Raw genomic sequence first — 13,982 nt, 5'->3', positions numbered from 1 at the left:
TGCGCCACCCGCACCGCCCCGCGGCGCCACCCTCAGCACCAGCGGTGGCACCAATCGCCCGCGCCTTCACCGGCGCCTTCGCCCGAACCACCGGTCGCGCCGTCCGTGGCGCCATTGTCTGCGCCCTCGGTTGCGCCGCCCGTGCCGCTGCCGTCGCGGCGGCGTCGGTGTTGGAATCCTCAGTGTTCTCGTCGCCCCCGCCACCGCACGCGGTCAGCGCCAGTGCCGCCGCGAGCGCCAGAGGGGCCAAGCCCTTGTAAAACTTCTTCTGCATGATGTCTCCTATCCCTCGACCGAGGGGTCATCAGTGTCAGTTGTGATGTAGCTCACGCTACCGGAGAGTCAAAGAAATCCCGGGCGACGCACACGCGTCGGCCCGGGATTTCTCGGTTACGAATTACGCAGTGACGGACTACTCGGTCAGGGCGCTACGCATGGTGCGCAGAGCCACGGACAGGGCCGCGAGTTCCGCACCGGCATCTCCGCCGGAGGACATCCCCTCGATCTCGTCGAGGACATCGCGCAGACGCGTCAGGCGGTCCTGGTTGTCCCGCTCCCACGAAGTGACCTTTTCCTTCGCGTTGCTGCCCGGGGATTCCAGGGCCTGAGCAGCCAGTGCGACCAACGTGGAGTACAGGTCTTCGCGCATCGAGATGCGCGCCATGTTCTCCCACCGGGTGGTCTGCGGAAGCGCGGTGATGCGGTCCAACAGATTTTCCAGGCCGTACCGATCGAACAGAGCGAAGTAGACCTTGGCAATGGTCTCTACAGTCACGTGCTCGTCAACCGAGGCCGACGACGTCGCGTGCTCACCCGCACGCTCGCCGGCAACCTGCACGCCACCGGCCTGAGCCAAGCGTGCAACGTCCAGCAGGGCGAAGGCATCGAGGAGCTCGGCCCATTCGACTGCCAGATCCTTGGGCACGCTCTGGCGTTCGGCCAGCTCGGTGTCCGCGCTGACGCGTTCCTGGGACTGCGCGCTCATGAGCTGCTCTTCGCTGAAGCGCAGCTGCACGGTGGGCTTGTAGGCGTCCACGAGCTCCTGGATGGTGGCCTCGGAGTCGCTGCGGTTGAGGAACCAGCGCACCACACGGTCCAGCAGGCGACGCATGCGCAGCGTCAGCTTGTTCCACATTTCCAGCGGGACATCCGTGCCGAGCTCCGCGTGACGCTTCACGTAGGGCTCCAGCTCGAAGATCTCCACGGCCGCGGTGAATACCGCTGCCAGATCCGCCAGGTCGGCTCCCGAGTCATCCACTACACGGTAGGCGAAAGCGATACCGCCGTAGTTGATGATCTTGTTAGCCACCATGGTTGCGATGATCTGCTTGCGCAGCGGATGGGTCTGAATGTCCCGACCGAACCTTTCCCGAATCTGCGACGGGAAGTAGTGCTCCAGCGTCGCATCGAACCAGGGGTCATCGGCCAAATCGCTGTTCGTCAGCGCACCGGTCAACTGGATCTTGGTGTAGGCCGTGAGCACGGAGAGCTCCGGTCCGGTCAATGACTCACCGTTCTCCGCGCGTTCACGCAACTCATCGTCCGAGGGCAGGAACTCGAGTTCCCGGTCCAGGTCGACCTCTTCTTCGAGCCAGTGCATCAGGCGAATGAACGTTTCCGCGAATTCCGGCCCGCGAGCGCGTTCGGTGGTTAGCAGAACGTTCTGCGCCACGTTGGTGCGCAGCACCAGATCCGCGACCTCGTCCGTCATGGACTCGATGAAGTCGGCACGCTCGTCCCGGTTCAACTTCCCAGCCTCGACCATGCGGTCCACCAGGATCTTGATGTTGACCTCGCGGTCGGAGGACTCCACACCACCGGAGTTGTCGATCGCGTCCGTGTTGACCAAGATCCCCTTGCGCGCGGCCTCGATACGACCCAGCTGCGTGGCGCCCAGGTTGCCACCTTCGCCGATGACCTGGACGCGCAGGTCCTCGCCGTTGACGCGGATCGCATCGTTGGCCTTGTCGCCCACGTCCTGGTTGGTTTCCTGAGACGACTTCACGTACGTGCCGATGCCACCGTTGTAGAGCAGGTCGGCCGGCGACAGCAAAATGGCTCGAACCAGGTCCTGCGGAGCCATGGCTTCCACGTCGCTCTCGAGGCCCAGTGCTTCGCGGACCTGCGGGCTGATCGGGATGGACTTCTCCTGGCGCGAGTACACGCCACCGCCCTCCGAGATCACGGATTCGTCGAAGTCCTGCCAGGACGTACGGCCCGCGTTGAACAGTCGCTCGCGTTCCTTGTACGACGCCGCCGGGTCAGGATTCGGGTCCAAGAAGACGTCCCGGTGATCGAACGCGGCAATCAGATTGATGTGCTCGGAGAGCAGCATTCCGTTGCCGAATACGTCACCGGACATATCGCCGATACCCACCACGGTGAAGTCCTCGGATTGGGTGTCCACACCGAGTTCGAAGAAGTGGCGCTTGACCGACTCCCACGCACCGCGAGCGGTGATGCCCATGGCCTTGTGGTCGTAACCGACCGAGCCACCGGAAGCGAAAGCGTCTCCCAACCAGAAGTTCCGGTCCAGCGAGATGGCGTTGGCCGTATCGGAGAACGCCGCGGTTCCCTTGTCAGCCGCGACCACCAGGTAGGTGTCGTCCTCGTCGCGTCGAACCACTTGGTCCGGGTGCAGCACGGTGTCGCCCTGGGGCGTTTCGGGTGCCTCGGTGGCGTCCTTGGCGCCGTCGTCCGAGACCTCTGCGTTGGGCTCCTCGTTGGAGTCGTGCGTGATGTTGTCGGTGACGTCCAGCAGCGAAGCGATGAACAACTTGTAGGCTTCGCGGCCTTCCTCCAGCCAACCCTCACGGTCCTGCTGGGGATCCGGCAGTTGCTTGGGGAAGAACCCGCCTTTGGCGCCATCCGGCACGATCACGGCGTTCTTGACCATCTGAGCTTTGACCAGACCGAGCACCTCGGTGCGGAAGTCTTCGCGACGGTCGGACCAGCGCAAACCACCGCGGGCCACATGCCCGAAGCGCAGGTGCGTACCTTCCACGCGCGGGGACCACACCCAGATCTCGAACTTGGGACGCGGGTGCGGAGCGGCGTTGATCGCCTGCGGGTCCAGCTTGAACGCCATGGTGGGGCGCTCCTGGTACACGTTGGTGCGCAGGGTTGCACTCACCACGTTCGCGAGCGCCCGGAACAGGCGGTCAGCGTCCAGCGAGGGGACGTCGTCCAGGACCTTGTCGAGGCGTTCCTTCGCGGAATCGCGGGCTTCGTTCCGAGCCTGGCGGCCTTGCTCGGTGTCCTCGAATCGTTCGGGGTCGAAGCTCGAGGTGAAGATCTCGTAGAGCTCCCGCGTGGCCTCCGGGTAGTCGAGCAGGGTGTCCGCAATGAACTCGAAGGAGTTCGCGTAACCCAGCTGCAGCAGGTAGCGCACGTAGGACCGCAGCACGGCCACGGCACGCCAGCTCATCCGTTCGGTGAGCACCAACCGATCCAGAGAATCCGACTCGGAACGCCCGGAGAGGATCGCGCACAGGGTGTCCTCGATGAGGTCCTCGGTCTTGGCGTCATCCGGGCCCTGGGCGTCCACGCCCGCGGGCAGCTCCACGCCAAAGTCGTACAGCTGGAACTCGCGGCCGTCCGACGGGGTCACCGTGTACGGGCGCTGGTCAAGGACTTTGAGGCCCAAGTTGTGCAGCAGAGGCAGCAACTCGGTCAGGGACAACGCTTGGGTCAGGTAGATGTTCAGGCGGACCTGGCCATCATGGTCGGCCACGCGCACTTCAGCGGGAAGGTTTGGGTCTCGGCCCCACAGTTCCTCACAACGCTGCAGATCCTCGACGGCCTCGTCGATCTCGTAGTCCTCGCGGTACGCACCCGGGAAGGCGTGGGTCCACAGGGGAGTCAGCCGAGCGGCGTCGTCGGAATCGAAACCCAAGCGAATGGCGCGGGTGAGCGTATCCGGCCACGAGCGGACGGCGGCGCGGAGGCGATGCTCAAGGTCATCCTGGTTGAATTCGCGCACCTCGCCCGTGTACGGCAAGCGGATGCGGAAGAACAGGCGCGCCAGGGAGGACGACGTCAGGCGCACCTCGAAGTCGATGGCCTCCGCCTGGAAGACGTCCTGCAGTTGTTCCTCGATCCGTTCACGCACGGAGGTGTTGTAGCGGTCGCGAGGCAGGAAAACGACCGCGGACATGAAGCGGCCGAACGTGTCCTGGCGCAGGAACACACGAGTCTGGCGGCGCTCGTTCAGGCCGAGCACACCCTTGGCCGTCTCGTAGAGCTTGTCGCTGGTCATGTGGAAGAGCTCGTCGCGCGGGTAGTCCTCGATGATGCCCATGAGGTCTCGCGCGGAGTGGCTGTCCGGGAGGAACCCGAAGCGCTCGATCACGTCCTCAACCTTTTCCCGGACCACCGGGGTCTGGTGCGCCGGCACCGAGTAGGCGCGACGGGAGAAGAGACCCAGGATCAGGTACTCGCCGGTAACGGTGCCATCCTTGGCGAACGTGCGCACACCGATGTAATCGAGGTACTCGCGGCGGTGAATGGACGAGCGACGGTTGGCCTTGGTGATGAACACGACCTGGTGATCCTCGGCGTGGATGCGACCCAGACCCGTGAGCTTCTGCGCGTGGCCCTCGGTGCCGGCTTCGCGCAGTAGTCCCAGCCCAGTCTGCGGGCGGGAGTGCAAGGCAGCATCCTCGCCGTTGGTCTCCAGGTCGTAGCGCTTGACGCCCATGAAGACGAAGTTGCCGGCCCGCAGCCAGTCGAGGAATTCCTTGGCGGAATCCACGTCCGGCAGCTGAGAACCGTCCTCGAAACGGATGTCGTGCAGGCCATCCAAGGTCTGTGCGAGCTCCGCAACCGTGGCGTGCATCTGGTCCTGGTCTTCGTCCACGCGGCGGACATCGTTGACCAGCTTGTGCAGGTATTCCTTGAGGTCCTTGCGTTCCTGTTGGTCCAGGTCACTGTGCAGCTCCATGCGGATCCAGGACTCGATGGCCGTGATCGTGGAGCCGGCCCCGCTCGAACGGGGTGTTGCATTGGGTGTCAGTGGAACCAGCGGGATGGCGGTCGTGTCCCCGGAAGACGCCGTGGAGATGTTGGGGACCTGGTCCAGAGACTCGAGCTCGTGGTCCTCACCAACGCGAGTGGCGAGCAACAGAGGGTGCAACACCAACCTGGCGCCGCCCCACTTGGCGGCAATCTCAGTGGTCAGCGTGGACACCAGGAACGGCATGTCGTCGGTGACCATGTACAGCACCGTGCCGTTGCCCTCCGGCCGAACATCGATGCATAGTTCGCCCTTATTTCGGTACTTACCGACTTCACGGTGGTGCTCCGCGAGGTCCGTGAGGGTCCCCTCGCTATGGGTGGCCACGTCAGCATCCGGGACCGTCCGGTAGTACTCCGTGATCCATTGCTGGTTTCCGCTCCACTGCGGGCGTTGCCACACCGCCGGGATCACTTGGGTGTCGGTCGCTTCGGGAGAGGTCACGTCTGCATCACGCCTTTGCTCGCAGTCGATTCGAGATAGGAACGCACGGTCACCGAAAACCCAAACGCGCGGCCGCGCCCTCCTGGGCAGCGGCACGCGCGGTCGGCCACGTTGCCGAGTCTCCCCCAAGCCTAGGACTCCCCAGGAGCAAGGGCCACCATTCGAGTTGAGCGGGGAGTGAACGGCCACTGTGTAACAGCGCCCACAGCCCATTTTTCGGAAGGCTCCCTATTGAACTCCTCGGTAACATTTCTTGTCGCAAAAAGATTTATAAATAATTTCCCACTTGACCCTTTACACACCCTTGTCACCGTGTCACAGTTCTCGTCATGAGATAACTGGTGAATGAGGTCATGGAGGACCCAGTCAGCAAACTTCTCATTTCAATCATTGGACTCATTGTTTTCAATGACCGGATTCCCCCTAAGGAAGTACTGCAATTCCATCCTGGCCTGAGTGCGGCCTGGCTGGCCCCTGCCCAACCGCAATAACGGTTGTTATTAGTCATACCCTTTTACTCTCGAAAAGAGATCACCATGGCATTGAAGTTATCCCAGAAAATTGGCACCACCGCAGTGGGTGTCGGACTGTTGATCACGGGCGCTTTTGCCGGCGCAGCACCGGCACAGGCCGCCGTGGATCCGTTCCCCACGGCCAAGACCTGCGTGGTCGAGTCCGATCACGTCACCGTCAAGCTGGGCTCCACCGGAAACTCCGTGAAGGAAGCCCAGTGCCTCCTGAATCGCCACGGGGCAAAACTGGTGGTCGACGGCAAGTTCGGCGCCGCAACCAACACCGCCACGCGGAACTTCCAGAAGTCCAAGGGTCTGGTGGTCGACGGCGTGATCGGCGTGAAGACTTGGCAAGCCCTGCTCGGGTCCACAACCCCGCCACCGTCCGACCCGGGTCGCCAGGTCAAGGTGGACAGGGTCATCGCGTACGCCAAGTCCAAGCTCGGCTCCCGATATGTCTGGGGCGCCACAGGGCCCACTACCTTTGATTGTTCCGGCTTGACCATGCGCGCCTATGGAGCCGCCGGAATCACCACGCCTCGCGTTTCGGGGGATCAAGCCGCGAAATACCCCAAGGTATCCAAGGCAAACGCCAAGCCCGGTGACCTGATGCACTGGCCCGGTCACGTCGGAATTTACGCCGGAAACGGCAAGGTCTACCACGCTTCAAGCAGCCAAGGGAAAGTTGTCCTAACTAATACCTGGGGCTCCCCCACGTACCACCGCGTCATCAAATAGAATGACGAATTAATCCCCGTACAGACGTAACAATGGTGGCGCGCCTCGGTAATTCTTTATCCGAGGCACGCCACTATTGCCATGCACAAATCTTTAATTATCGTTTCGGGAATCACGACCGAAACACCGACGCCGCTTCGGTCACCTCATCCGCCGTCACGGTCACCACTTCCCCGTTCTCCAGGCTGCGCAGTTTCCGGTTCAGAATGTGCCCGGCGGTCAGGCGGATAAAGGAGCCGTGACTGACAATCATCACGTTCTGCCCCGGATAGTCGTCGACGATCTGCCGCAGCAACGCCACACCGCGGGCCACCAGGTCGGCAGTGTGCTCACCGTGCTGTTCCATGAACGCATGGCGCTCTTCCTCGGTCATGTGGCTGCAGTCGTAGCCTTCGATATCGCCGAAGCTGCGCTCGATCAGATCGTCATACACTCGCGAGACTTCGAGGCCGACCGCTTCACCGATGATTTCCGCGGTCTCCCGAGCCCGGGACAGCGGCGAGGACACCAGCACATCCCAGTGCTCTCCCGACGCCGCCAGTTCACGTCCCACTTCACGGGCCTGTTCTCGGCCGGTCTCGTTGAGGGGGATGTCGGTGCGGCCCTGCAGCCGACGGGCAAAGTTCCAGTCGGTCTGGCCGTGGCGGATGAGGGAGAGCGAAGAATCAGTCACGGTTCAACGCTACCCGCAGTCACGCCCGCGCCCTTCCACCAGTTCGACCACTCGCATTAACTCAATGGGCAAAAAGAAACCCGGAGCCTCCGATGATCGGAGCTCCGGGCCACTCAAGAAGACAACAGATTATGCGCGGCGGTCATCCGTCTCGATGTCAATGCGCTCTTTGCGGAGGGTGTCCTCGATGACTTCGGTGCGTTCGGTGCGTTCGGCCACCAAGCGGACACGCTGGTAGGGAACGCGCACGGTCTGAACCACGGCCTCGGTGCGGTACAGGATCAGTTCGTCGTCGCCCACGGGCAACTCGCGGCCGTCCAGGAATGCCTGGCGTTCTTCTTCGGTGATGGGGGTGCGAACCACGTCCGGCTCTTCGGATCCCAGGGTCACTTCCTGGCGCACGGGCTCTTCGACCACGTACTTGCGCAGTCGGAGCCTGCCGGTCTCCTCCTGCTGACGGTTGATCACCAGACGCTCTTCATGACGAACCACGGATGCGGCCTGGTCATCGAGCATTTCTTCACGTTGCGGATCGCGCGGGTCCTGCCCGGGAACGCTGTTCTGTACTGCCATCCTGACCTCCTGAAAGAGTGTGTTCTAGAGATTATCAGCCGGGTTATGTTCGGACCTACCGTGTAGCATTTAGAGCTACCCCGGTGGGTCCCGAAAGGATGAGCTGATGAGCTATTCGGATGATGGCAACGGTTATTTCACACGTGCCTGGACGCCGAGGACCGGGGTGAACTCTCCCAAGCCGAGACTGCATATCGGCAGGCGATCGAGTTGTTCAAAGAAACCCAGCAGACCCAGCGCGAGCTTGCCGCGTGCCACTACAACCTGGGTCGTTTGTACGTGGTCATGAACGTGCGGGACAAGGCGATCACCGAATACCAGCGTTGCCTGGAGTACTTCGGGCAGATCCCGGACAGCAGCAAGCCGAAGGGTCGCGCGCATCTGATCGTCGGTTCCCTGCTCGTGGAGGACCGGGATTATCCCCGCGCAGAGTCACACCTTCTGGATGCGCTCGGGCAGTACTTGGATGCCCCGCACGAACCCAAGGACCAGGCCGAGTGCTACATCAATCTGGCACGCGTCTACAACGCCACCAAGCGCCGCGCCCAGGCGGTCACCGCGTACAACAGAGCGTTGGATTTCTACCAGGAAACGCCGAATTCCCAGCGCGACCAGTCCGATTGCTACACAGAATTGGGCATCGTCTACCAATACCTGGGCAAGCTGGAGGAGTCCGCTGCCGCCTACGGTGAGGCCGCGCGCTTGCGCCAACAGGCCTCCCACCACCATCGCCACCACAAACACAAGGGTTCCGATTCATGAGTTCTCCGCTGATCTACGGTTGCATGGCCCTGGGCGGGCCGTGGGATCGTTCCGAGATCACCAGCGCCCAGTTCGACGCCGCTCACACCGCCGTGCGCGCCGCTCACGAAGCCGGGTTCGACCTTTTCGACCACGCGGACATCTACGCCGCAGGAAAATCGGAGACGATCTTCGGCCGCATCCTGGCCGAGGATCCGGAGCTCCGTGAAGGTATTCGGCTACAGACCAAGTGCGGCATTCGTATCCCGGGAAACACCGGCCCCGAGGACGCCCCGGTGCACTACCGACTGGATCGGGACACCATTCGTGCGAGCCTCGAAGGGTCCCTGGAACGCCTGGGCGTGGACAGCGTGGACCGCTTGATCCTGCACCGCCCCGATCCCCTGACCACGATGGGCGAGACGGCCCGCACGCTGGATGAACTGCGCTCAGAGGGTCTGATCAGCTCCGTGGGGTTGTCCAACATGACCCTGCGCCACGTGGCCGCGTTCCAACAGCTGCTGTGCACTCCCCTGACGGCGGTGCAGGTACAGATGAGTTTGGCCCACCGGGACTTCGTGGAAACCCAGATCCTGGGCAACCAGACCGAGGGCACCGAGTACAACTTCCCCGAGGGCCTCCTGACCCACTGCGCCGCAGACGAGATAGAGGTTCAGGCCTGGGGTGCCATGGCGGACGGCATCTACTCCGGCCGCCAAGCGCCCGAAGGTGACGGGACCGCGGAGGCCACGAGCGGCGTCGTCGAACGCTTGGCAGAACGCATGAATGTCTCTCGCGAGGCCGTGGTGGTGGGCTGGTTGCTGCGCCACCCGTACGCGATCCGCCCGGTGGTCGGCACGGTGAACCCGGAGCGGATCCGAGCGTGCGCTCAGGCACCTCAGGCGGCTGAACACATGACCCACTCGGACTGGTACGAACTCTGGACGCCGCACGCGGCCATTCTTTGCCTTAAGCGTCATAGCCGTGAGAGTTCGGAGCGAAGAGAGTATTCTCCGAAGTGAGGCCTGACTAGGGCACTAAGTGATCGTCACCAAACGGTGACCTTCATACGCTTGCTCCAGACAGCCCACATGGCTATTTTCTTTTGTAAAGGAAGCCGTCGCGGGCTGCGACGGTTGACAGGGAGAGTATCCATGAACCGACCTTGGCTTACCCGCACGCCCGGGCACGTGGTGTGTGAACCAAACGAGTTCAGTTATCGCACCGACCTACCCGTGGTGGAGGCCACGGCAACCAGGTCACTCGCGATCGACGAACTCACCACCGTGGAATTGCGGGTCACCCCCGGCCAGCACCAATTGGTTATCACCCACAGTGACGATCACTGGGTGGAGACGATCGGCCTTTTCGACGACGCCGCTCCGGACCTTCCGATTCTTCGCGCCTTCCCAACCCCACGGGCTTCGCGGCTGATTTTGAGGTGGGCTGCACCGTGACCTCGCACTCGCAGCGCGGTTTGGTCAAAACGTTGCGGCAGTTGCGGGACCGGTTGGACAATGCACCCCTCGCACTGTGTGTTCAGGATCCCGAGGAGCCCACCGCGATCACCGCGGCGTGCTGCCACATGGACCCTGTGGAGAACACTCTCATGTGGTGGACGTGGCGGACCCTGCCGGAGTCCGGCTGCGTGGTTCGCACCCGTGCGCAGTTGCAGCTCACTGCGGTGCCGCAGGGCGTCGCAGCGTAGCTAACGACCAACGTCCTGAGTCGCTGTGGGCGATCCTCTTCGCGAGGCACGCCCGGCGAGAGGCGCTCAAGTATCCCGTGTGCTCGCCCGTTGCGCGCTCTCAGTGGGGCGTTCTCAGAACGGCGACGGCGCCGTGTACGGCTCCAGCAATTCCCGCTGTTCCTTGGTGATGCGCAGAACGGTCTGTGTTTCCGGGACGAACAGCGCGAGCTGGGTCAGCGCGCGAACGCAGGGAGCGCCGTCGGCGGCGTCGACAATTTCGAAGCCGAGTTCCAACGTGGCTGCCTTGGCCGAGACGACCCAGACGCGAACCTCGGTGGGAACGTTCCGGTACTCGAGCGGGCGCAGGTACTTCACGCGGTGCTCGGCGATGAGCGCTGGGTGCCTTCCGGCAGCACCGAGAAGAGCGGGATCTTGGCCGGAGTGACCTGCTCGCCCGTACCCACGGGCACCCCGAACGTGGCGATGCGCGCTTCCTCGAGCACACGGATGACCTCAACGTTGTTGACGTGGCCATACGGATCCATGTCGCCCCAGCGCAGGGGAACATCGCACGTGACGGAGCGTTCCAGGTACTCATTCGATCGCATATCGGCGCTCCTCACGTGCGGATTTGTCATGGTCGCCGGCAACTGACGGACTTGCCGGGGATGAATGAGATGATATCCGCGTCCGCGTTCTGATGGGGGTATTTGGGTGACGGTTCAGGGGTCCGCCGGGACCAAGCGGCGTCGTTGGCCCGCGCGGTTGGCTGCCGTGTTGGTCGTGGCCATGGGTGGTTGGCTCGCGGTGTGCTGGGCCGTCATGGAGCATCCCCGCACGGAGGAACCCGCGATGTCGGACGCGCTGCTCGTGCTCGGCCCTCCGGACACCCAGCGCATGGCCACGGCACAGGGTTGATGGAGCGTGGCATCGCGCCGGTGCTGGTGATCGCCACCCCGGATGCCCAGCCCGATGATCCGCCCGCCTTGGTGCAGTACTACGAGGACAAGGATTTCTGCACCCCGCGCACCGACTACGAAGTCATCTGCTTTCAGCCCAATCCCTCCACGACCCAGGGTGAGGCCATGCAGTTGCGCGACCTGGCCGCCGAACGCGGCTGGGAGACCGTGACCGCCGTGACGTTCAAGCAGCACGTGCCGCGGGCGCGCATGATTCTGGAGCGTTGCTACCAAGGCGAGCTGCGCATGGCCGCGACCGATTACCACTTCACTCCGCTGCGCGCGCTGCGGCAGTATGTGTATCAGAGTGGCGGGTACGTGAAGGCCTGGCTCACCCCCGGTTGCGAACAGCAGTTGCCAGGCAACCCGAAAGAGTTGGATTGAGGTTCTCATGACTGATCTCCAGTGCCCGGCAACCATAGTTTTCGTCGCCGACGCCGCCGCGGCCGACACCCTGCCCACCTCGCGTTTTCGCGTGGCCCAGGTGATGTCTCCGTATGTCCGCACTCCGGTGGATCTGGTTGGTGCCGTGGAGAAAGCAGCGGATGAGTACCGAGGGGAATGCGTTGCGGTAGTGGCTCCCCGATCGTTGGTGGATGAGGCGTTGATTGAAGCCTCTGCTGATGGGTCCTCTGTAACGCCGTCCCCGGATGACCCGTGGGTCGCGGTGGACGTGGATTCCGCCGGGTGGAAGCTATTGCCCGCCGAATCCTGAGGGCCCTTATGCGTGTCTGACCACGTTCCTAACGTGGGGCTTCATGACTGATGACCCCGCGATCGGAGAATTCGTGTTGACCGTGATGCCCCGGTGATGGGGCCGAGCCATGCGGCGTGTGGTGCTGCCGCGTGGGTGGCGCTGACCGCTGACTACACCCTGCACTTCTCAGGTTTTTCCGTACCGATCGGATTCGGCGTGCTTCCCGTGGGCGACGCGGGGGTGGTGACCGGTGCCCTGATCTGCGCGGGTGCCGCGCTGTTGCCGGATATCGATCACCCGAGTGGAACCGTGGCCCGTTCCCTGCCGCCGTTCTCGGGGTGGCTGGCGCGGATCGTCTCTCGGTTGTCCGGGGGTCATCGGCGAGGAACTCACTCCGTGATTGGGTTGCTCGTGTTCACCCTGCTGGCGTGGCTGTCGCAAAACGCTGCCCTTCCCGTGGGCGACGGTTGCGGTGGTTGGCGCAGTCCAGTGGCGATGCTTCTGCCCCCGCCGTTATTGGAGCACTGCCCGGTCAGGTGTGGCCGCTGGCCGCGGTGCTGTCGGTGTTGATGATTGCGTTCGCGGTGAAGGTCCTGACGTTCATCCCGGATCGGATCTCGCATGCTAACTGGTTGGTGGCCATCGGCCTGGGCATCGTGGTGGCGACCAATCCCCCGGAGCATCCATGGTGGTTCGTGATCGCCGTGGCCCTGGGGTGTGCGGTGCACATGATCGGCGACATGGTGACCACGCAGGGCATCCATCTGTTGTGGCCGTTGCGCCCTCGTTTGCCGGTGCCGTCCACGTTCTACCGGGGCAGATCCTTTGTGCGGTTCCCCATCATGGGCAAAGCTGGCTCAGGCATGGAGCTCTTAGTACTGACCCCCATCAGCGTGTACGCGGTGGTTGGTCTGGCGTGCGCGACAGCTGCATGGGGTGGCGTGACTCTGGGGTGATTCGGTTGCCCTGGGACCGCGTGCACGGCGATTCGCCAAACGGCTCACGCATCGGGTAGGCTACTCAACGTTGTTCACCGGCGGAAGCTGAATGAATAAACAAGCGCGAGTGGCGGAATAGGCAGACGCGCACGGTTCAGGTCCGTGTGCCCGAGAGGGCGTGGGGGTTCAACTCCCCCCTCGCGCACCACAGTGAAACCGGCTGTTGACAAGGCGAAATGCCTTCTCGACAGCCGGTTTTTCGTTGTCCATCACCCTGCATGCTTGCGGGGTTGGTAGTCCGTGACATCTGAGGTCGAGGTACGTTGCGTTAACGCGGCCTTGTGTGCGTTCTCGCGCCACAGATGTCAGAGCTTTCGGAACCCGCGTTGGAGCACCCACCCCAAGAGCCTCGTGACCGATGGTGCGCTCGACGGAAGTGCCCGACTGCACACTCATCGACATTCCGACCGGGTCCCGGGCCCTGCATTCTGATCGACCTTCGGGCCCAAAATCAGCCGAATACTGGCGTTACCGTCAACCACACTGCAAGCGGCTCTGGGTCAAGGGCTTTACTGTCGACCAGGGTGCGGGTGGGAGAATCGACTCATGAGCACACTCGACGACGTCTTGGGCCTGGCTGCCTCACATGGTCTACCCCTATCCCCCAACGGCGCCACCGTGGTTGAGGCGGGATTGGACTACCGCGTCATCATGGCTACCGACGAAACTGAGCGTCGCTGGGTGTTGCGGGTTCCGCGCCGCCCGGACGTCTCCGAGGGCATGGCCGCCGAGATCCGCATTCTCGATTTCGTGGCTCCCACGCTCCGCTCGGAGGAAGTTGCGGTTCCGGACTGGCAGATTCGCGCTCCCGAGCTGATCGCCTACCCCGCCCTACCCGGTGCCCCCGGCCTAACTCTGTCCGACGCTGGAGAACCGATTTGGCATATGGACCCCGCGAGTCAGGACTATGCCGTCCGCCTAGGTGTAAGAGGGCATGACGTTA

Annotated in this window: 16 protein-coding genes, 1 tRNA gene and 1 pseudogene; 12 read left to right on the top strand and 6 right to left on the bottom strand. The window is 63.1% G+C overall.

The window, feature by feature from the left end; translation table 11 throughout:
- Together YO9_RS0113210 and YO9_RS0113205 are read right to left on the bottom strand one after the other, a co-directional pair.
- Window positions 1-274 (bottom strand): annotated as a pseudogene (locus tag YO9_RS0113210) (hypothetical protein); the annotation flags it as partial.
- Window positions 275-412: 138 nt separating this feature from the next.
- Window positions 413-5,458: an NAD-glutamate dehydrogenase gene (locus tag YO9_RS0113205; protein WP_016997909.1), complete on the bottom strand. Its 5,046-nt coding sequence runs from the start codon at window positions 5,456-5,458 to the stop codon at window positions 413-415.
- Window positions 5,459-5,994: 536 nt separating this feature from the next.
- Here YO9_RS0113205 and YO9_RS0113200 point away from each other — a divergent pair.
- The gene (locus YO9_RS0113200) at window positions 5,995-6,708 is read left to right on the top strand and encodes a C40 family peptidase (protein ID WP_016997908.1); all 714 of its coding nucleotides are present in this window, start codon (window positions 5,995-5,997) and stop codon (window positions 6,706-6,708) included.
- A 112-nt stretch (window positions 6,709-6,820) separates the two neighbouring features.
- On the opposite strand, the gene YO9_RS0113195 is transcribed toward YO9_RS0113200, so the two are convergent.
- Both YO9_RS0113195 and YO9_RS0113190 read right to left on the bottom strand, forming a co-directional pair.
- Window positions 6,821-7,381, bottom strand: coding sequence for a histidine phosphatase family protein (locus tag YO9_RS0113195; protein ID WP_016997907.1), 561 nt, complete (start codon window positions 7,379-7,381; stop codon window positions 6,821-6,823).
- Window positions 7,382-7,510: 129 nt separating this feature from the next.
- On the bottom strand, window positions 7,511-7,954 hold the full coding sequence (locus tag YO9_RS0113190) for a YsnF/AvaK domain-containing protein (protein ID WP_016997906.1): 444 nt from the start codon (window positions 7,952-7,954) through the stop codon (window positions 7,511-7,513).
- A 210-nt stretch (window positions 7,955-8,164) separates the two neighbouring features.
- Between YO9_RS0113190 and YO9_RS0113185 the strand changes: the two genes are divergently transcribed.
- From YO9_RS0113185 to YO9_RS0113175, 4 genes are all read left to right on the top strand, one after another.
- Complete coding sequence (locus tag YO9_RS0113185; RefSeq protein WP_016997905.1) at window positions 8,165-8,716, top strand: DUF2225 domain-containing protein; 552 nt, start codon at window positions 8,165-8,167, stop codon at window positions 8,714-8,716.
- Window positions 8,713-9,717: an aldo/keto reductase gene (locus tag YO9_RS0113180; RefSeq protein ID WP_223286562.1), complete on the top strand. Its 1,005-nt coding sequence runs from the start codon at window positions 8,713-8,715 to the stop codon at window positions 9,715-9,717. Before YO9_RS0113185 ends, YO9_RS0113180 begins: the two co-directional genes overlap by 4 nt.
- Before the next feature lie 132 nt (window positions 9,718-9,849).
- Complete coding sequence (locus YO9_RS18675) at window positions 9,850-10,152, top strand: DUF2617 family protein (RefSeq protein WP_223286561.1); 303 nt, start codon at window positions 9,850-9,852, stop codon at window positions 10,150-10,152.
- Entirely contained in the window at window positions 10,149-10,403 is a 255-nt protein-coding gene (locus tag YO9_RS0113175; RefSeq protein ID WP_262925696.1) for a DUF2617 family protein, read from the top strand. Before YO9_RS18675 ends, YO9_RS0113175 begins: the two co-directional genes overlap by 4 nt.
- Before the next feature lie 114 nt (window positions 10,404-10,517).
- Here the strand turns inward: YO9_RS0113175 and YO9_RS21015 are convergent, their stop codons facing one another.
- The gene (locus tag YO9_RS21015; protein WP_317259837.1) at window positions 10,518-10,760 is read right to left on the bottom strand and encodes an acyl-CoA thioesterase; all 243 of its coding nucleotides are present in this window, start codon (window positions 10,758-10,760) and stop codon (window positions 10,518-10,520) included.
- On the bottom strand, window positions 10,757-10,993 hold the full coding sequence (locus YO9_RS21010) for a thioesterase family protein (protein ID WP_317259836.1): 237 nt from the start codon (window positions 10,991-10,993) through the stop codon (window positions 10,757-10,759). The genes YO9_RS21015 and YO9_RS21010 overlap by 4 nt, the downstream gene beginning before the upstream one ends.
- Before the next feature lie 106 nt (window positions 10,994-11,099).
- Between YO9_RS21010 and YO9_RS0113165 the strand changes: the two genes are divergently transcribed.
- From YO9_RS0113165 to YO9_RS0113140, 7 genes are all read left to right on the top strand, one after another.
- A complete protein-coding gene (locus YO9_RS0113165; protein WP_016997902.1) occupies window positions 11,100-11,303 on the top strand; it encodes a hypothetical protein in 204 nt (67 codons plus the stop codon).
- Complete coding sequence (locus YO9_RS0113160) at window positions 11,303-11,728, top strand: YdcF family protein (protein ID WP_016997901.1); 426 nt, start codon at window positions 11,303-11,305, stop codon at window positions 11,726-11,728. Before YO9_RS0113165 ends, YO9_RS0113160 begins: the two co-directional genes overlap by 1 nt.
- A 7-nt stretch (window positions 11,729-11,735) precedes the next feature.
- Window positions 11,736-12,059 (top strand): hypothetical protein, encoded by a 324-nt coding sequence (locus YO9_RS0113155; protein WP_016997900.1) that lies wholly within the window; start codon window positions 11,736-11,738, stop codon window positions 12,057-12,059.
- Between the two features lie 135 nt (window positions 12,060-12,194).
- Entirely contained in the window at window positions 12,195-12,611 is a 417-nt protein-coding gene (locus YO9_RS18670) for a metal-dependent hydrolase (protein ID WP_262925695.1), read from the top strand.
- A complete protein-coding gene (locus tag YO9_RS18665) occupies window positions 12,611-12,997 on the top strand; it encodes a metal-dependent hydrolase (RefSeq protein WP_223286563.1) in 387 nt (128 codons plus the stop codon). Before YO9_RS18670 ends, YO9_RS18665 begins: the two co-directional genes overlap by 1 nt.
- A 103-nt stretch (window positions 12,998-13,100) precedes the next feature.
- A tRNA-Leu gene (locus tag YO9_RS0113145) sits at window positions 13,101-13,187 on the top strand.
- A gap of 398 nt (window positions 13,188-13,585) precedes the next feature.
- A partial coding sequence (locus tag YO9_RS0113140; protein ID WP_016997899.1) for a phosphotransferase occupies window positions 13,586-13,982 on the top strand: 397 nt, incomplete at its 3' end.

Source organism: Kocuria atrinae C3-8 (assembly GCF_000286355.1).
In the GTDB taxonomy this organism is placed as follows: Bacteria; Actinomycetota; Actinomycetes; order Actinomycetales; family Micrococcaceae; genus Kocuria; species Kocuria atrinae_A.
This window is presented reverse-complemented; position numbering and strand designations above follow the sequence as displayed.